17 protein-coding genes and 1 tRNA gene are annotated in these 18337 nt (G+C 60.6%); 15 read left to right on the top strand and 3 right to left on the bottom strand.

Features of this window, described 5'->3' with window-relative positions; translation table 11 throughout:
• Positions 1 to 10: 10 nt before the first annotated feature.
• Entirely contained in the window at positions 11 to 1165 is a 1155-nt protein-coding gene (locus IB250_RS14970) for a MalY/PatB family protein (RefSeq protein ID WP_192344664.1), read from the bottom strand.
• A gap of 309 nt (positions 1166 to 1474) precedes the next feature.
• Here IB250_RS14970 and fdnG point away from each other — a divergent pair, with 309 nt between their 5' ends.
• The 10 genes from fdnG (at position 1475) to IB250_RS14920 (ending at position 13866) form a co-directional block, all read left to right on the top strand.
• A complete protein-coding gene (gene fdnG, locus IB250_RS14965) occupies positions 1475 to 4540 on the top strand; it encodes a formate dehydrogenase-N subunit alpha (protein ID WP_192344663.1) in 3066 nt (1021 codons plus the stop codon).
• A complete protein-coding gene (gene fdxH / locus IB250_RS14960) occupies positions 4541 to 5485 on the top strand; it encodes a formate dehydrogenase subunit beta (protein WP_192344662.1) in 945 nt (314 codons plus the stop codon).
• Entirely contained in the window at positions 5482 to 6135 is a 654-nt protein-coding gene (locus IB250_RS14955) for a formate dehydrogenase subunit gamma (protein WP_192344661.1), read from the top strand. Before fdxH ends, IB250_RS14955 begins: the two co-directional genes overlap by 4 nt.
• Positions 6136 to 6139: 4 nt before the next feature.
• Positions 6140 to 7066 (top strand): formate dehydrogenase accessory protein FdhE, encoded by a 927-nt coding sequence (fdhE, locus tag IB250_RS14950; RefSeq protein ID WP_192344660.1) that lies wholly within the window; start codon positions 6140 to 6142, stop codon positions 7064 to 7066.
• Between the two features lie 71 nt (positions 7067 to 7137).
• Complete coding sequence (gene selA, locus IB250_RS14945) at positions 7138 to 8568, top strand: L-seryl-tRNA(Sec) selenium transferase (protein ID WP_192344659.1); 1431 nt, start codon at positions 7138 to 7140, stop codon at positions 8566 to 8568.
• Entirely contained in the window at positions 8565 to 10484 is a 1920-nt protein-coding gene (gene selB, locus IB250_RS14940; RefSeq protein WP_192344658.1) for a selenocysteine-specific translation elongation factor, read from the top strand. Before selA ends, selB begins: the two co-directional genes overlap by 4 nt.
• A 6-nt stretch (positions 10485 to 10490) precedes the next feature.
• A tRNA-Sec gene (locus IB250_RS14935) sits at positions 10491 to 10586 on the top strand.
• A 288-nt stretch (positions 10587 to 10874) separates the two neighbouring features.
• A complete protein-coding gene (locus IB250_RS14930; protein ID WP_192344657.1) occupies positions 10875 to 11840 on the top strand; it encodes a tripartite tricarboxylate transporter substrate binding protein in 966 nt (321 codons plus the stop codon).
• Between the two features lies 1 nt (position 11841).
• Positions 11842 to 12333: a tripartite tricarboxylate transporter TctB family protein gene (locus IB250_RS14925; protein ID WP_192344656.1), complete on the top strand. Its 492-nt coding sequence runs from the start codon at positions 11842 to 11844 to the stop codon at positions 12331 to 12333.
• A gap of 24 nt (positions 12334 to 12357) precedes the next feature.
• Positions 12358 to 13866, top strand: a complete 1509-nt coding sequence (locus IB250_RS14920; RefSeq protein ID WP_192344655.1) for a tripartite tricarboxylate transporter permease — start codon at positions 12358 to 12360, stop codon at positions 13864 to 13866.
• Between the two features lie 188 nt (positions 13867 to 14054).
• Here the strand turns inward: IB250_RS14920 and IB250_RS14915 are convergent, their stop codons facing one another.
• Positions 14055 to 14486: a nuclear transport factor 2 family protein gene (locus tag IB250_RS14915; protein WP_192344654.1), complete on the bottom strand. Its 432-nt coding sequence runs from the start codon at positions 14484 to 14486 to the stop codon at positions 14055 to 14057.
• 355 nt (positions 14487 to 14841) lie between these two features.
• Here IB250_RS14915 and IB250_RS14910 point away from each other — a divergent pair, with 355 nt between their 5' ends.
• The 4 genes from IB250_RS14910 to IB250_RS14895 all read left to right on the top strand — a co-directional run bounded on the left by IB250_RS14910 (position 14842) and on the right by IB250_RS14895 (position 17132).
• Complete coding sequence (locus IB250_RS14910; protein ID WP_192344653.1) at positions 14842 to 15483, top strand: hypothetical protein; 642 nt, start codon at positions 14842 to 14844, stop codon at positions 15481 to 15483.
• Entirely contained in the window at positions 15483 to 15926 is a 444-nt protein-coding gene (locus IB250_RS14905; RefSeq protein WP_123494695.1) for a phage holin family protein, read from the top strand. Before IB250_RS14910 ends, IB250_RS14905 begins: the two co-directional genes overlap by 1 nt.
• On the top strand, positions 15923 to 16753 hold the full coding sequence (locus IB250_RS14900; protein ID WP_192344652.1) for a DUF3618 domain-containing protein: 831 nt from the start codon (positions 15923 to 15925) through the stop codon (positions 16751 to 16753). The genes IB250_RS14905 and IB250_RS14900 overlap by 4 nt, the downstream gene beginning before the upstream one ends.
• Before the next feature lie 94 nt (positions 16754 to 16847).
• Positions 16848 to 17132, top strand: a complete 285-nt coding sequence (locus IB250_RS14895) for a hypothetical protein (RefSeq protein ID WP_192344651.1) — start codon at positions 16848 to 16850, stop codon at positions 17130 to 17132.
• Between the two features lie 32 nt (positions 17133 to 17164).
• Here the strand turns inward: IB250_RS14895 and IB250_RS14890 are convergent, their stop codons facing one another.
• Complete coding sequence (locus IB250_RS14890; protein ID WP_123494699.1) at positions 17165 to 17722, bottom strand: ATP-dependent Clp protease proteolytic subunit; 558 nt, start codon at positions 17720 to 17722, stop codon at positions 17165 to 17167.
• Between the two features lie 287 nt (positions 17723 to 18009).
• On the opposite strand from IB250_RS14890, the gene IB250_RS14885 reads away from it, so the two are divergent.
• Complete coding sequence (locus IB250_RS14885) at positions 18010 to 18309, top strand: general stress protein (protein WP_123494700.1); 300 nt, start codon at positions 18010 to 18012, stop codon at positions 18307 to 18309.
• Positions 18310 to 18337: the final 28 nt, after the last annotated feature.

Here is an 18337-nt window from a genome sequence, read left to right as displayed (position 1 = left end):
ACCTGGGGCGTCAGGCTTGGCGGTTACGCAAACTACGCTCCATCCGCGCGATCCCTTCTTCCAGCAGCGCCCGCGGGCAGCCGAAGTTCAGACGCACGAACTGCCGGGCGTGATCGCCGAAATCCAGCCCTGCGCTCAGCCCGACCTTGGCCTGTTCAAGGAAAAACTGCTGCGGGTTATCCAGCCCCAGCGCCGTGCAGTCGAGCCATGCCAGGTAAGTGCCCTGAGGGATGTTCATGGTCACACCCGGCAACCGCGTACGAACCGCCTCCACCAGATAATCCCGATTGCTTTGCAGGTAGGCCATGAGCTCGGTCAACCACGGGCCGCCTTCGCTGTAGGCGACGCGGGTGGCTTCCAGGCCCAGCGGGTTGACGCTGTCGACCATGCCGCAGCGAGCGCTGTTGACCCGATGACGCAGTGCCGCGTCCTGAATGATCATGAACGCAGTCTTCAAACCGGCGATGTTGTAAGCCTTGCTCGCCGACATCAGGGTGATGGTGCGCTTGGCGATCTGCGGGCTGAGCGAGGCGGTCGGAATGTGTACGCGCCCGTCGAAGCACAACTCGGAGTGGATCTCGTCGGAGATGATCCAGGCATCCTGCTCCAGACAAATGTCGGCGACCGCTTGCAGCTCCTCGCGCGGGAAGACCTTGCCCAACGGGTTATGCGGGTTGCTCAGCAGCAGCGCGCCGCCCCCTTGCAGCGCTTCGCGCAAGGTATCGAGTGGCGTGGCATAGGTGCCATCGGCCAACGCGTCGAAATCCAGTTCGACTTTGTTCAGCTGCCAGTGGCCCGGCGCATGGCGCAGCGGCGGGTAGTTTGGCGTCTGCACGACCACGTTCTGCTGCGGCTGAACCAGCGCATGCAGGGCCATGTTGAACCCCGACTCGATACCCGGCAGGAAAATCAGCTCCTGAGGTTGCACGCTCCAGGCGTACTTGCTCCACAGGTCGGCGACGATGGCGTCACGCAAGTCATCCTGAGCCACGCTGTAACCGAGCATCGGGTGTTCCAGGCGTTTTTGCAGCGCCTGAATGATCGCTGGTGGCGCGGCAAAGTCCATGTCGGCGACCCACATCGGCAACACGTCGGCCGGGTAGCGGCTCCATTTGGTACTGCCGGTGCCATGGCGGTCGAACACCTGATCAAAATCGAAAGTCATGCTCAGTCTCATAAAAGGCAGGGGGTTAATCCGGTGGCCATGATAAGCGCCAAACCCTGTGGGAGCGAGCTTGCTCGCGATGAGGCCCTTACATTCAATATCGATGTCGCCTGACACTCTGCCATCGCGAGCAGGCTCGCTCCCTCAACTGTGTGCCTACTGGCTTGCGGGTATCCGACTGTCGGTTTTCACACAGCACAAAACAGCATTGTCTACAGTTTAAAGTGGCGGTAGTTCCGTTGCCGTCACCGTGATCGTCCAGAAAAACCCGGCCAATGTACCGGGTTTCCACCTGATCAGGAGTGCACGATGGACCTCAACCGTCGTCAGTTCTTCAAGGTCGCTGGTCTCGGCCTTGCGGGCTCAAGCCTCGGCGCGCTGGGCATGGCCCCGACGCCCGCTTTCGCCGAACAAGTGCGTCATTTCAAGCTCGCCCATACCCATGAAACCCGCAACACTTGCCCGTATTGCTCGGTCGGTTGCGGCTTGATCATGTACAGCCAGGGCGACAATGCGAAGAATGTCGCCCAGAGCATCATCCACATCGAAGGCGATGCCGACCACCCCGTCAATCGCGGCACCCTCTGCCCCAAAGGCGCAGGCCTGCTCGATTTCATTCACAGCCCCAGCCGTCTCCAGTATCCGCAGGTGCGCAAGCCCGGCACCACGGAGTGGACGCGAATCTCCTGGGATGAAGCGCTGGATCGCATCGCCGACTTGATGAAGGCCGACCGCGACGCCCACTTCATCGAGAAGAACGCTCAGGGGCAAACGGTGAACCGCTGGCTGAGCACCGGGTTCCTCGCGGCCTCGGCATCGTCCAACGAAGCGGGTTACATCACCCACAAGGTGATTCGCAGTCTCGGTATGCTGGGGTTCGATAACCAGGCACGTGTCTGACATGGCCCGACGGTGGCAAGTCTTGCCCCGACGTATGGCCGTGGTGCCATGACCAACCACTGGACCGATATCGCCAACGCGAATCTGGTTCTGGTGATGGGTGGCAATGCCGCCGAAGCGCACCCTTGCGGTTTCAAATGGGTGACCGAAGCCAAAGCCCATAACAAGGCGCGGCTGATTGTGGTCGACCCGCGTTTCACCCGTACCGCCTCGGTGGCCGACTATTACGCGCCGATCCGCACCGGCACCGACATCGCCTTCATGGGCGGGCTGATCAATTACCTGCTGACTGAAGACAAGATCCAGCACGAATACGTGCGTGCCTATACGGACGTGTCGTTCGTCGTCAAGGCCAACTACGGTTTCGAGGACGGCTTGTTCAGCGGTTACGACGCGAGCAAGCGCATCTACACCGACAAGTCTGGCTGGGGCTATGAAATCGGCGAAGACGGTTTCGCCAAAGTCGACCCGACCTTGCAAGACCCACGCTGCGTCTACCAATTAATGAAGCAGCATTACAGCCGCTACACCCTGGAGCTGGCCAGTCAGGTCTGCGGCATGCCCGTGGACGCGATGCAGAAAATCTGGGAAGAGATCGCCACCTGCTCGCAACCGGGCAAAACCATGACGATTCTCTACGCGCTAGGCTGGACCCAGCATTCGACCGGCTCGCAGATGATCCGCAGCGCGGCCATGGTGCAACTGCTGTTGGGCAACGTCGGCATGCCGGGCGGGGGCGTCAACGCCCTGCGCGGGCACTCCAACATCCAGGGCCTGACCGACCTGGGCTTGCTGTCCAACCTGCTGCCCGGTTACCTGACCCTGCCGGCCGAGGCCGAACAGGATTACAGCGCCTACATCGCCAAGCGCGCACTCAAGCCGCTGCGTCCCGGGCAGATGTCCTACTGGCAGAACTACGGCAAGTTTCACGTCAGCCTGATGAAAGCCTGGTACGGCGCCAATGCCACCGCCGAGAACAACTGGGGTTACGACTGGTTGCCCAAGTTGGACATTCCCGGCTACGACATCCTGAAAATGTTCGACATGATGGGCAAGGGCGAGGTCAATGGCTACATGTGCCAGGGCTTCAACCCGATCGCCGCCTTGCCGGACAAAAACCGGGTGATGAAGGCGCTGGCCAAACTCAAGTGGCTGGTGGTGATGGACCCACTGGCCACCGAAACTTCGGAGTTCTGGCGCAACGCCGGTCCTTACAACGACGTGGAAACGGCCAGCATCCAGACCGAAGTCATCCGTCTGCCCACCACCTGTTTCGCCGAAGAAAACGGTTCGCTGGTCAACAGCGGTCGCTGGCTGCAATGGCACTGGAAGGGTGCCGATGGCCCGGGGCAGGCGCGCACGGACGTGAAGATCATGGCCGAGTTGTTCTTGCGCCTGCGCAAGCGTTACCAGGCCAATGGCGGTGCCTGGGCCGAGCCGATCCTCAAGCTCGACTGGCCCTACAAGGTACCGGATGATCCGACGCCGGAAGAGCTGGCCCGGGAATTCAACGGCTACGCCGTCGCCGATGTCACTGACGCCTCGGGCGCGGTGGTCAAAGCTGGTCAGCAGCTGTCCGGTTTCGGCCAACTCAAGGACGATGGCAGCACGGCGTCCGGGTGCTGGATCTTCTGCGGGAGCTGGACCGAGCAGGGCAACAACATGGCCCGGCGTGACAACAGCGATCCTTTCGGCATGAAGCAGAACCTGGGCTGGGCCTGGGCCTGGCCGGCTAATCGCCGGATTCTCTACAACCGCGCCTCTTGCGACCCTCAAGGCAAACCGTGGGACCCAAACAAACGGCTGGTGTGGTGGAACGGCAAGGTCTGGGCCGGCACCGATGTGCCCGACTACAAGGCCGATGTGCCGCCGGAAGCCGGGATGAACCCGTTCATCATGAACCCCGAAGGCGTGGCGCGTTTCTTCGCCCTCGACAAGATGAACGAAGGACCGTTCCCGGAACACTATGAACCGTTCGAGACGCCCATTGGCATCAATCCGATGCACCCCAACAACAAGCAGGCGACCAGCAACCCGGCCGGACGGGTCTTCGATTCCGTCTGGGACACCCTCGGGCAGGCCAAGGACTTCCCTTATGCGGCGACCAGCTACCGGCTGACCGAACACTTCCACTTCTGGACCAAGCATTGCCCGATCAATGCCGTGACTCAGCCTGAGCAGTTTGTCGAAATCGGCGAGGTGCTGGCCAAGGAGAAAGGCATTGCGGCCGGTGACCGGGTGCGGGTCAGTTCCAAGCGCGGGCATATCGAAGCGGTGGCGGTGGTGACCAAGCGGATTCGTCCGCTGCAGGTCAACAATCAGGTGGTGCACCAGATCGGTATCCCGTTGCACTGGGGCTTCACCGGCGCCACCCGTCACGGTTACCTGACCAACACCCTGGTGCCGTTCCTCGGCGATGGCAACACACAGACCCCGGAATCCAAGTCATTCCTGGTCAACGTGGAGAAAGTCTAAATGGCCAGCCAAGACATCATCGCCCGTTCGGCCACCACCACGATGCCGCCCTCGGTGCGCACGCAAGAGGAAGTGGCCAAGCTGATCGACACCACCAAGTGCATTGGTTGCAAGGCCTGCCAGGTCGCCTGCTCGGAATGGAACGAGTTGCGCGACGACGTCGGTCACAACCTCGGCACTTACGACAACCCTCAAGACCTCAGCGCAGACACCTGGACCTTGATGCGCTTCACCGAGCATGAAACCGACGCTGGCAACCTCGAATGGCTGATTCGCAAGGACGGCTGCATGCACTGCGCCGAGCCCGGCTGCCTGGCGGCATGCCCGAGCCCCGGCGCGATCATCAAGCACGCCAACGGCATCGTCGATTTCGATCAGGACCACTGCATCGGCTGCGGGTATTGCATCACCGGTTGCCCGTTCAACATTCCGCGTATCTCGCAAAAGGATCACAAGGCTTATAAATGCACGCTGTGCTCGGACCGGGTGGCGGTGGGGCTGGAACCGGCTTGCGTAAAAACCTGCCCGACCGGCGCCATCGTTTTCGGCAGCAAGGAAGACATGAAAGAACACGCCGCCGAACGTATCGTCGACCTCAAGAGTCGCGGTTTCGAAAATGCCGGTTTGTATGACCCCGCAGGTGTCGGCGGCACCCACGTCATGTATGTGCTGCACCATGCCGACACGCCCAGGTTGTATGCCGGGTTGCCGGATCACCCGGCGATCAGCCCGCTGGTGGACCTGTGGAAAGGCCTGAGCAAACCCCTGGCGTTGCTGGCCATGGGCGCGGCGGTGCTGGCCGGGTTCTTCCATTACGTGCGTGTCGGGCCACAACTGGTCGAGGAGGACGAACATCCAGTCACCCTCGACCCGGCGGTGCACGAGTTCGATCCATCGGTGCACACCTTTGATCCGACGAAACCCGGCGGGGAGGACAGGCCATGAACGACAAATCGATCCTGCGCTACACCGCCAACCAGCGCACCAATCACTGGCTGGTGGCGATTCTGTTTCTCGCGGCCGCGCTGTCGGGGCTGGCCTTGTTTCATCCGGGGTTGTTCTGGCTCAGCAACTTGTTTGGCGGTGGTTCGTGGACGCGCATTCTGCATCCGTACATGGGCGTGGCGATGTTTGTGCTGTTCCTCGGCCTGGTGTTCAGTTTCTGGCGGGCGAATTACTTCAGCGCCAACGACCGGTTGTGGCTCAGGCGCGTCGGGACTGTCATGCGTAACGAAGAGGAGGGCGTGCCGCCGATCGGCAAGTACAACCCGGCGCAGAAGCTGCTGTTCTGGGTGTTGCTGATCTGCATGCTGGTGCTGTTGTTCAGCGGGCTGGTGATCTGGCGTGCCTGGTTCAGCGCGTACTTCGGCATCACCGGTATTCGCTGGGCGATGCTGCTGCATGCACTGGCGGGCTTCATCCTGGTGCTGAGCATCATCGTCCACGTCTATGCCGGTATCTGGATTCGCGGCTCGGTCCACGCCATGGTGCGTGGTCGGGTCAGCCGCGCCTGGGCGAGAAGACACCATGAGCTCTGGTACCAGGAAGTGACCCGAGACGAGACGCCTGAGCGACCGATCAGCAAAAAAGGATGACCCCTTGGCCACGATCCTTGAGCCTGGGCAGATAGAAGCGGCGGCAAGTTCACCGCCGTTTCTGTACCTGCCACCGAACAACCTGTTCACCTTGCGCGCGCTGCGTCTGGAACGCCTGGCCGATGGGCATCCCATGGCGGACTATCTGCGCTTGATTGCCGGACTGTGTCACGTTCAGCAGCACCTGATGGACGATCCGCCCGTGGCCGCCATGCCCGATCCCGAACGTCTTCGGGTGTGCGTGGAACATGGCTTGCCACCGTTCGCCGCCGACAGTCTGGTGCGTGAAAATGTTTGGCTACCCTTTCTTGAAGCCTTGTTGCAACGCTATCAGCCACCGCCACAACCAGCGGTAGAAAACGCCGTGGCGACGTTGCGCAGTGCCAACCCGGGGCAGCTCAAAGCCTGGGCGATTGCCTTGGTCAGCGGCCAGTATTCAATGCTGCCGGCAGAACTGGTGCCGTTCCTCGGTGCAGCGCTGCAAGCGGCCTGGAGCCATTGGCTGCTGAGTTCACCCAACCTTGAACTCAAACGCGGCGACAGCCTCAGCCAATGCCCGGCCTGCGGTTCGCCGGCGATGGCCGGGGTGATTCGCCATCGGGGCAAATACAACGGTTTGCGTTATCTGGTGTGTTCGTTGTGCGCCTGCGAATGGCATGCGGTGCGGGTCAAATGCGTGTACTGCGAACAGAGCAAGGGGCTTCAATACGTCAGCTTCGAGGATGACCGGCATGCTGCCAATCAGGCACCGCTGCGGGCGGAAGTCTGCCCCGGCTGCAACAGCTATCTGAAACTGATCTACCTGGAAAACGATGCCGAAGCCGAAGCGCTCTCGGCAGACCTGTCCAGCCTGATGCTGGACATGCGCCTGGAGCAGGAAGGCTACCAGCGCCTGTCGCCCAATCTAATGCTGGCACCGGGAGGCGACTGAGCCTTTCCCTTTGAGCCGTGAACTCAGCGGCTACACTCAGACGCGACGGTCACTCGTTTCCGGGAGCTCTGATGTCCGCACCTTCCGCCAGCCACACCTTGCGGCTGCCCTCCATTGACAGCTTGCTGCGCCATCCCGCCTGCCAACCACTGGTCGAGCGTTACGGGCGTGACGCGCTGCTAGCCGGCTTGCGAAAACTGCTCGATGACTTGCGCGAACCGGTGCTCAAGGGTGAACTCGATGCCGTTGAAATCGCCCCCGATGTATTGGCGGGCAGGGCGGGTGAGCGTCTGGCGAACCAGCATCGCAGTCAGGTGCGGCGGGTGTTCAATCTCACCGGCACGGTGCTGCATACCAACCTCGGTCGAGCGTTGTTGCCGGAGTCGGCTATCGAAGCCGTTCAACTGGCTGCCCGCTATCCGCTCAATCTGGAATTCGATCTGCACAGCGGCAAGCGCGGCGACCGGGATGATTTGATCGAAGGCCTGATCCGTGAGCTGACCGGTGCCGAAGCGGTGACCGTGGTCAACAACAACGCCGCCGCCGTGTTGCTGACGCTCAACAGCCTGGGCGCACGCAAGGAAGGCATCATTTCCCGTGGTGAACTGATCGAAATCGGTGGTGCCTTCCGCATCCCCGACATCATGGCCCGGGCCGGGGTGCGGCTTCACGAAGTGGGCACCACCAACCGCACCCATGCCCGCGATTACGAGGCTGCGATTGGCCCGCGCAGTGGCCTGGTGATGCGAGTACATGCGAGCAACTATTCCATCGAAGGTTTCACCGCCCGGGTGCCGACGGCTGAATTGGCGGAGCTGGCTCACCGTCACGGGCTGCCGCTGCTGGAAGACCTCGGTAGCGGCAGCCTGCTAGACCTGACTCGCTGGGGCTTGCCCGCCGAACCGACGGTGCGTCAGGCGTTGCTCGATGGTGCGGACATCGTCACTTTCAGCGGCGACAAATTGCTCGGCGGTCCCCAGGCCGGGTTGATAGTCGGGCGCAAAGACCTGATCGCCAAGATCAAGAAGAACCCGCTCAAGCGTGCATTGCGGGTCGATAAACTGACTCTCGCGGCCCTCGAAGCGGTATTGATGCTGTACCGCGATCCTGATCGACTGGCCGAGCGCCTGCCGAGTCTGCGTCTGCTGACCCGGCCCCAAGCCGACATTCATGCCCAGGCCGAACGCCTGCAACCGTCACTGGCGCAGGTGTTGGGTGAGGGGTGGAGCGTCAGCGCGGTGGCGGCGCTGGGCATGATCGGCAGCGGCAGCCAGCCGGTGGCGCGACTGCCCAGCGCCGCGTTATGCCTGCGGCCCAACGTTTCCAAACGTCTGCGCGGGCGGCGATTGCTGGGGCTGGAGGCCGCGTTTCGTCGGCTGCCGATTCCCGTGCTGGGGCGCATCGACGGCGATGCGCTTTGGCTGGACCTGCGCCAACTCGACGACGAAGCCGCGTGGCTGGTTCAACTCGATCAATTGCAGGAGGAGGGCCGGGACGGGTGATTGTCGGCACGGCGGGGCACATCGATCACGGTAAAACCTCCTTGCTCCAGGCACTGACCGGCCAGGCCGGCGACCGTCGCCGGGAAGAACGTGAACGCGGCATGACCATCGACCTCGGCTATATCTACGCGGCGTTGGAACCGGGCGCCGCCCTGACCGGTTTTATCGACGTGCCCGGTCATGAGCGCTTCACCCACAACATGCTGGCCGGGGCGCAGGGCATTGATCTGGTGTTGCTGGTGGTGGCGGCTGATGACGGCGTCATGCCGCAGACCCGCGAACATTTGGCAATTGTCGAAATGCTGGGCATCCCTCGGGCACTGGTCGCCATCAGCAAATGCGACCGTGTCGATCCGGCGCGTGTGCAGGCAGTCCGTGAGCAGATCGAAGCATTACTGGCGCCCGGACCTTATGCCGACGCGCCGCAAATTGCCCTGTCGAGTGTGACCGGCGAGGGTATCGAGACACTGCGTCAGGTATTGCTGGAGGCGCAGCATGAGGTGCTTCAACGCAGTACCCGCGGCGGTTTTCGCCTGGCGATTGATCGGGCTTTCAGCGTGGCCGGCGCCGGTATCGTGGTGACCGGCACCGCGTTGTCTGGCCAGGTGGCCGTGGGCGATACGCTGATGTTGAGTCCGCTGGGCAAACCCGTGCGGGTGCGAGGCCTGCATGCGCAGAATCAGGCGGCTGACAGCGCGACGGCCGGGCAACGAGTCGCGCTGAACCTGAGTGCCGAGCGTTTGGCCCTCGAGCAAATTCACCGTGGCCACTGGCTGTTGGCCGAGTGGCTGCATGCGCCGACCCAGCGTCTGGATATCGAGATGACCTTGCTGACCAGCGAAGCGCGAAGTTTCGAGCACTTTCAACCAGTGCATGTGCATCTCGGTACTCAGGACGTGACCGGGCGCGTGGCCTTGCTGGAGGGCGCCAGCCTGGCACCGGGTGAGCAGATGTTCGCGCAACTGCTGGTGAATGCGCCGGTGCTGGCGGTGAAGGGCGACCGTTTGATCCTGCGCGATCAAAGCGCCCAACGCACCCTCGGCGGTGGCCGGGTGCTCGACCCGTTCGCCCCGGCCCGACACCGCCGCAGCCCCGAGCGATTGGCGCAGCTACAAGCGCTGGCCACCACGACCAGTCTGGAAGACGCACTGCCGACGCTGCTGGCCAACAGCGACACAGGGCTCGATCCGCAACGCCTGGAACGCCAGTTCAACTGTCCGCGCAACACGTGGGTGTTGACCGATGACGTGCGCTTGATCGATACGCGGCAGGGGCCGTTGCTGTTCAGCGCTGCCCGCTGGGAAGCCCTGAAAGCGCCACTGCTAGAACAGCTCGCACGCTTTCATCAACTGGAACCGGATCAAATGGGACCAGACAGGGATCGCCTGCGTCGCTTCGCCGGCACCGCGCTGGAGCGGCCGACCTTTATCAGTCTGCTCGATGAATTGCTGGCCAGCGGCGCGATCGTCGCCAGCGGCCCATGGCTGCATTTGCCCGATCATCAAGTGCGTTTGAGCGAGGACGACAAAACCCTGTGGCAACAGCTACAGCCGCTGTTTGAGCAAGCGGGTTTCGATCCGCCGTGGGTGCGTGATCTGGCAAAAGCGACGGGCCATGAAGAGGCTGCCGTGCGCATGCTGCTGCGCAAGATGGCGCGGCTGGGGCTGGTGCATCAAGTGGTTCGTGACTTGTTTTATACCGAGACGCTGGTGCGTCGATTGGCGGCTATGCTGGTGCAACTGGCCAGCGATGACCCGGTGATACAGGTCACCGCGTTTCGCGATGCCGTGGGCCTGGGGCGCAAACGCAGTATTCAGATTCTGGAGTACTTCGACCGAATCGGCCTGACCCGACGCTTTGGCGACCGACGCCACATTCGGCTCGACAATGCACTGGCTCAGCCAGCAACAAACTGAGTTCAAGGAAGGCAATCGCGCCCGGTGGCGCGGCCGGGCTTCAAACCCGGTTGGGGACGGCATCCGTTCCCGGGCAGGTTCGACTCCGGCTGCCTTCCGCCATTTATTGCGCGGTAGAACACAGGGGGCCGGCAACGCAACAATCCCTGTGGGAGCGGGCTTGCTCGCGAAGACGGCGGCACAGTCAACATTGATGTCACCTGATACACCGCTTTCGCGAGCAAGCCCGCTCCCACAGGTTCTGCATTCATAATTGACTTGCGTTAGGAACCCCATTGAAAGCGCCCCAACAAACACAACTATGACCTACGCTTATTCCAGACGCATGTTCAACGAACAGGGGCTCTTCCCTGATCGAAAACAACAAGAACAGCTATCCGGAGACGACTCATGTTTGCATTGGCCCGTCGATTCAGCAGCAACCTCGCCGTTTTAGTTACCGCCGCCGCGCTCGCCTCACCGGTTTTTGCGCTGGACACCGTCAAGTTCATGGCCCCAGGTTCAGTCGGTGGCGGTTATGACCAGACCGCACGGGTCCTGGGCAAAGCCATGGTCGAGGCGAAAACAGCAAAGTCCACAACCTTCGAAAACAAGGGCGGGGCAGGTGGAACCCTGGGGTTGGCGCAATTTGCCAACGGCACCAAGGGCGACGCCAATGCCCTGATCGTGGTCGGCGCGATCATGGTCGCGGCCATCGAGCAGAACAAACCGCAAATCACCTTGAAAGACGTGACGCCGATCGCCCGGCTGTTTACCGAATACAACGTGATTGCCGTGCGTGACGACTCCCCGTACAAAACCCTGGACGACTTGCTCAAAGACTTCAAAGCCAAACCGGCCAGTATCAAATGGGGTGGCGGCTCCAAGGGGTCGATCGACCACATCGGCATCGCCGAACTGGCGAGCAAAATGGACGTCCCCGTCAACCAGGTGAATTACGTGGCCTTCGCCGGTGGCGGCGAGGTCGTCGCCGCGACGCTGGGGGGCCACATCACGGTGATCACCGGCGGCTACGCCGAGCTTGCCAAATACGTCCAGTCCAAACAATTCCGCTTACTCGCCATCGGCGCGCCCACACGTGTAGAAGGCATCGATGCACCGACTCTCAAAGAAAGTGGCTATGACGTGACGATCGGCAACTGGCGTGGCGTTTACGGCGCAGCGGGCCTTACGCCTGAACAGCGCAAAGAACTGACCGAAGCCGTCCTGACCGCCACCAAAAGCACTGTTTGGCAAGAAAACGTAAAAACCAATGCATGGTCACCAAGCATTCTGACCGGGGATGATTTCGGTAAATTCGTCGAAGAAGAGCACGGGCGCCTGCGTGCGATGCTGGTCAAGGTCGGGCTGCTTTGAGATGGCCGGGCGCTGGAAAGTCATGCCGACCCAACTGGCAATTGGCTTAAGTGTCGTCGCCATCAGCGCGGTATTGGCGTTCGGCGCCTCGCGGTTTCCTCCCGAGATGGGCTTCGTCATCATGGCGGCGTACGTCTACCCCTACGCCGTCGCGGCGTTTCTGGGCGTCGTCGGTCTGTTGATTTGCTATCAGGCGCTCACCGGTGGTTTTCGCAACCTTGGCGACGATCACGAAACCACCCAGGCTCAGCCCGGCGGCAAGGCCGGGGCGACCTGGGTCACGGCGGGGCTTGTGGGCGTTGCCTTGCTCATTACCTACATCGGCTTCGTATTGGCCGCCTCATTGCTGTTTGCCTGTTCGGCACGGGGTTTTGGCAGTCGTAGCCCGGTGCGGGACCTGGCCATCGGCATCGCCCTGACGCTGCCGATTTACTGGCTTTTCACCGCCGGGCTAGGGGTTTCCCTTCCGCCCTTGATCAACGCCTGGATCTGATCCGGGCCGTAGGAGGTCGACAAGGTGGACATTCTCTCGAGTCTGGCAAGCGGCTTCGGTGCCGCGTTGGCGCCGATCAATCTGATGTGGGGTTTTATCGGCTGCCTGCTGGGCACCGCGATCGGTGTTTTGCCGGGAATCGGGCCGGCGCTGACGGTGGCCTTGCTGCTGCCGATCACCGCCAAAGTCGATCCTACCGGGGCGCTGATCATGTTTGCCGGTATCTATTACGGTGCTCAGTTTGGCGGCTCCACCACCTCGATTCTGCTCAATACCCCGGGGGAGTCGTCCTCCATGGTCACGGCCCTGGAAGGCAACCTCATGGCGCGCAACGGGCGGGCGGGCCCGGCCTTGGCGACGGCCGCTATCGGTTCATTCGTGGCCGGTACCATTGCGACGATCTTGCTGACCTTGTTCGCCCCTCTTGTTGCGACGTTGGCGCTGAAGTTCGGGCCAGCGGAGTATTTCGCGATTCTGGTGCTGGCCTTCACCACGGTGTCGGCGGTGCTCGGTGCGTCGATGCTGCGCGGCTTCGTCTCGTTGGGCATCGGGCTGACCATCGGCTTGATCGGCCTGGACTCGACCTCGGGCATTGCCCGCTACACCATGGAGGTGCCCGAACTGGTCGATGGCATCGAAGTGGTGCTGGTGGCGGTCGGCTTGTTTGCCGTCGGTGAGGCCCTGTATAGCGTGCTCTACCAAAAGGAAGAAACGGGCAGCCGACATCGCCTGACCTCGTTGTGGATGACCCGCGCCGACTGGAAACGCTCGATCCCCGCGTGGCTACGGGGCACTTTGATCGGTTTTCCCTTCGGGTCGATTCCGGCCGGTGGTGCGGAAATTCCGACGTTCCTGTCTTATTCGACCGAACGCAAACTCAGCAAGTACCCGAAAGAGTTTGCCGCCAGCAAAGGCGAGGGCGCTATCGAAGGTGTCGCCGGGCCGGAGGCGGCCAACAACGCGAGCGCGACCGGTTCTCTGGTGCCATTGCTGACCCTGGGCATCCCGACCTCCGCCACGGCGGCGATCTTGTTGGCTGCGTTCCAGAACTACAACCTGCAACCGGGGCCGCTGCTGTTCCAGACCTCGGGTGAACTGGTCTGGACGCTGGTGGCCTCGCTGTACATCGGCAATGCCATCCTGCTGGTGCTGAACCTGCCGTTGGTGGGCCTGTGGGTCAAACTCTTGCAGATTCCACGACCGTACCTGAACGCCGGCATTTTGGTGTTCGCGACCATCGGCGTATACGGCATGCGCCACTCGACTTTCGACCTGTTTCTGATGCTGGGCATCGGCTGGGCGGGGGTGTTGATGCGCCGTTTCGATTTCCCGGTCGCCCCGGTGATCGTCGGCATGCTGCTGGGCCCGATGGCGGAAAAACAACTGCGCAATGCTTTGTCCATCAGCCAGGGCGACTGGATGATATTTGTGACGCAACCCATCGCGGCTTCGCTCCTGGTGCTGACGCTGCTGGTGTTGCTGGTTCCGTACGTGCTGCATAAACGCGGCATCAAATTGCATGAGGATGATTGAGGGCTTCGCGAGCCGGTTTGATGATGCTTTGCCCTAGGAGCAGCTCAAGAATCCCCACGTAGATCGTTCCCATGCTCCGCGTGGGAATGCCTCAACGGACGCTCCGCGTTCGGCTCCGGAAGGGACGCGGAGCGTCCCCGGCTGCATTCCCACGCAGAGCGTGGGAACGATCATCGACACCCTCAATTTCAGAAACGAAACGCTTGTCGTCCGACCAGTAGCCATTTGCCTTTCTGTTTCTGCCAGATCTGGAAGTTCTCGATTTCCGTCGGGACGATCTCTTCACCCTTGATGGCTTGTGCCGAAAAATGATGCCGGACCAATGCCACATCACCTGAGAGTGTGATGGTCTGGCCCTGCATCTCCAGTGTCTTGAAAGCGCTTTTTCCGGTTTCGATGTCGGCGATGAACGCTTTCTTGTCCTGGATTTTCCCGCTGGAATGGCCGTAGGTGAGGTTTTCAGCGGTGAGCGCATTCAGCTGGGGAATATCCTTGTGCAGCATCGCTTGAGTCAGATGGTCTACCGCTACGGCGACATCCTTTTCGCCCGAGGAGGGGGCTGCCATCACATAGCCGCTGAAGAGGCACAAGAAGCCGATAAGCAATTTCGTTTTTTTCATGGGTATTTTCCTTGTTGTTATGGAGATGACAGACGAGAGATAGGCGTCTCGTCTGTCATCGTACAACTTAGCAGGTTTTTGTTGCGAGATGCATCCACCCAGTCAATGAAACGCAATCCTGTGGGAGCGGGCTTGCTCGCGAAGACGGCGTCACATTCAACATTGATGTCGCCTGACACATCGCTTTCGCGAGCAAGCCCGCTCCCACAGGTTCCGCTCCCGCGAGCGCGTTTTTTATCACTTCATCATCTGCTTGGAACTCCCCGCCAGACACCCTCGTCATCTGCAATGAAGCACCACCGCGGACATACCGCGGCCACTTCCTGACGTGTTCATTACGAAGGCGAGGGATGACATGACTATTCCAGACAGCAGAACCGGACAACCGGATGCCCCTCGGGATCCCGCAGGCTCCGAACAAAACTTTCAGCATTTAAAGGAGGAGGTTACCGACGCGATAGGCGGTGCGCGGCATCAGGCCGATGAGCAGTTCGGCCAGTACCGCGATACCGCAGCGGACCAGATTGAAGCATTGGCCAGAGGCGCCCAGTCAGTCGTTTCCGAGATCCGGACGAACGATACGTTTGGGATGTCCGATTACCTGGCGGACATGGCCGAGAGCATGAGCAGCCTGGCGGGAAAACTGCGCAGCAAAAGTGCCGAAGAACTTCTGCACGATGGCGCTGATCTGGCGCGTGACAATCCGGGGTTATTCATTGTCGGCAGCATCGCGGTGGGGTTCGGTCTGTCGCGGTTCCTGAAAGCGGGCACGACGACCCTGCCGACAACAACCGATCGTGAGTTCGCGGCCCAAAGCAGCACACCCACGTTCACTGGCGATGGCTCGCAAGGACTTTATGAAACATCGATGCCATCCGCAGGCGATTTGTCTCCCGGCTTGGCCACTGGCATCACGCCGTCCTCGCCGAGCGCGCCCGACCATCGTGGCGACAGTTCCTCAATGCCGGGGTCCAGCCCCTTCACAGGAGAACGGTGATGAACAGAAACGATCCAGAACTGCAACCCACACCACCCGTCACACCGTCTGTCACGACGGCTGATCATGACGCTTCCGTGGTTGGTTTATTGCGGCAGTTGACTCGGGAAGTACCGGCGTTATTCACCAAGGAGCTGGCGTTGGCCAAGGTGGAATTGCAGGCCAGCCTGACGACGTTGAAAGCAGGGATTGCCGGGGTAGCCGGCGGCGCCATTGTGCTGCTCGCCGGGTTCATCATTGTGCTGATGGCGGTGGTCTATGCCTTGAGCCTGGTGATGGCGCCCTGGCTGGCTGCGCTGATTGTTGGCGTCGTGGTGATGGTCATCGGGTTCGTGATGCTGCAGGCAGGCAAAAAACAATTCGAGCCTTCCCACTTCAAGCCTGATCGCACCCTGGACGCGCTGAATAAAGACCAGGAAGCCCTGCGGAGGAAAGTGTCATGAAGCGAGAATTCGAAACCGAAGCGGCCAAGAGTCCGGAAACCATCGAGCGTGAAATCGATGCGCAACGGGAAAACATCGGGCATATCGTCGACGCGCTAGAAAGCAAGTTTACCCCCGGCCAGATGTTTGATCAGGCGCTGCTGATGATGCAAAGCAACGGCTCGACTTTCCTGACCAATCTGGGCACCAGCGTGCGCAACAATCCCGTGCCCGCGGTGCTGACCTCGGTCGGGCTGATGTGGTTGATGATGAGCCAGAACCGTCCGCCAACGACCAGGGAATATCGCGTCGAGCCGGAGCCGGATATCGACTGGGCCGATGACTTGGGTGAAGGGCTCTCTGAGGGGCTGGACAGCGCGCGACAGCGTCTGCGCGACACCACTGATTCGCTCAAGGACAGCTATCAGGCGGTCAAGGGTAAGGCCGCGCACCTGAGCGACAGCCTGCATGCGAAGACCGATCAGCTCAGTCACACCGTCCATGACACTACTGATCGCCTGACGCGCAGGACTCATGAAATGGGCGACCAGTTCAGTCATCTGCTCAAGGAGCAACCACTGCTGATGGCGGCGATGGGTATAGCGGTGGGAGCGTTGCTGGGCGCTGCGCTACCAACCACCGCGACGGAGCGCCGTTATCTGGGCAGGACCAGCGCAAGCCTCACCAGCAAGGTCAAACAGCAAGCACGGGAGGGCTATGAGGCGGTGCGCGAAAAGGTGATGGAAACCACAGAGCCCCACGAGGCAATCGCGGGAGAAACGGGCGAGATGCGCAAGACCGCGTCCGAAACCCCGGCCGATCTGTCCCGTGGGCTGGGAACTTCTTGACTGGTATCCGGGCTCGACGGGAGGTCTGAGGCACAGACGTCCCGTCGAGCCCGGTTTGTCGACGCCTTGAAACAACCATGACGAGGTACGCATCATGATTGATGAATCCACAGGCATGACCTCAGGTGTGCGCTACGAAATCGAGAACCGCGAAAGGGTAGAACCGTTTGCCGGTTTTTTTCTGGACGGCAAGTATTACCTCACGCCCGAACTGCAAACGGCCATCGGCTGGCTTGAGGGCAATCGCTTTATCTACGATGTACTTGATCCCGAGGGCGAGCCGGTTTTCAAGGACCGTGTGGCCGGCACTATCAAGGATTTGAAACTCACATTGAGTGACGGAATGCCCCTGGATATTCATCCCATTCCGGGCACCTGACGTATCGGTATCGGGGCCGTCTCGAACGTGCGTCAGCCGCCACTGATTTTCCAGTGTTTGACGTTATCGGCAAACACCATCTGATGCATTTCGTGGGCGATTCCGTAGGCCAGGGATTCATGCGCCGCAATGACCTTCTCTTCCGCTGAAAGGCAATGAAAAATGTCCAGTTTGGTATCCGCGTTGGCGGTTTCCAGGGCAAAGATTTGCACATAACGCGCGAGGTCGTTATCCAGGCTCAAGAGGTATTCGCGCAGGCGTTGATGGTCGACCGAGCTTTGGGGGAAGTACCAATTCATCGGGTGAATCAGAAACCGCGAATGGGGCGCGGTGATCCGTCGGCCGGCGGCCAGGTACATGATAATGCCCATCGACTCGATGTTGCCGGCATTGATCGCGCACAGCGGCACCGGCAGGGATTTGAGGAAGGTGTAGAGGGCGAAGCCGAAGTTGGTGCTGCCGCCGCTGGTGGAGAGATTCAGCAGCAAGGAGGAGGCGCCCTGGTCGATGGCGTCGAGGCAGCAGTCCCTGAAGCGTTCCATCGTGCCCTGATCAATCTGGCAATGAAAGTGGACGATGTGCTCTGTCATCGACGTACCTCCATACAGGATAAATTAGAGAGCTGATGATTCAGTGCAACTGCTTGAATGATGCCAGACCTCACCGCTCTTTTCTTTCATGAATTTGTATAAGCAAAGCCCATTTTTATACTCTTTTGACTCACCCCCATTAGTCGCCGCGGCAGGAGTTTTCCGGAACTAATAACCCTAATCCGTTGGTCGCAAGAATGCCGCATCAGTTCAAACTTTCAATCCAGGAAAACCTCGGAATAAGACGAGCCTAGAAAGGTTCGCGAGAAACAATGAGGAGAACGAAAATGGCTAACACCGGTAACAAGAACCCTGGCAATTTTGCCAACGACCCTCAAAAAGCCTCAGAAGCCGGCAAAAAAGGCGGGGAGTCGGGCGGCGGGATGATGAATGATCCGCAACGTCCCTCCGACGCTGGCAAAAAAGGTGGACAGGCCTCAGGGGGCCGTCAATCCAGCGATACCAATCGTCCCGGCAGTGGACAGGGAGCGGGGCGCCAAGGCAACTTGGTCGAAGACAGAGAGAAAATGTCTGACGCAGACAAAAAAGGAGGAGGGCAAACTCCCGGCGGCGGGCGTAAACCCTGATGCCGTGTGAAATACATCAAGCCCCGCT

The sequence above is a fragment of the Pseudomonas sp. PDM09 genome, from assembly GCF_014852305.1.
Lineage (GTDB): Bacteria > Pseudomonadota > Gammaproteobacteria > Pseudomonadales > Pseudomonadaceae > Aquipseudomonas.
Note: the sequence above shows the minus strand (reverse complement) of the source record. Positions and strands in the feature narration are given on the sequence as shown.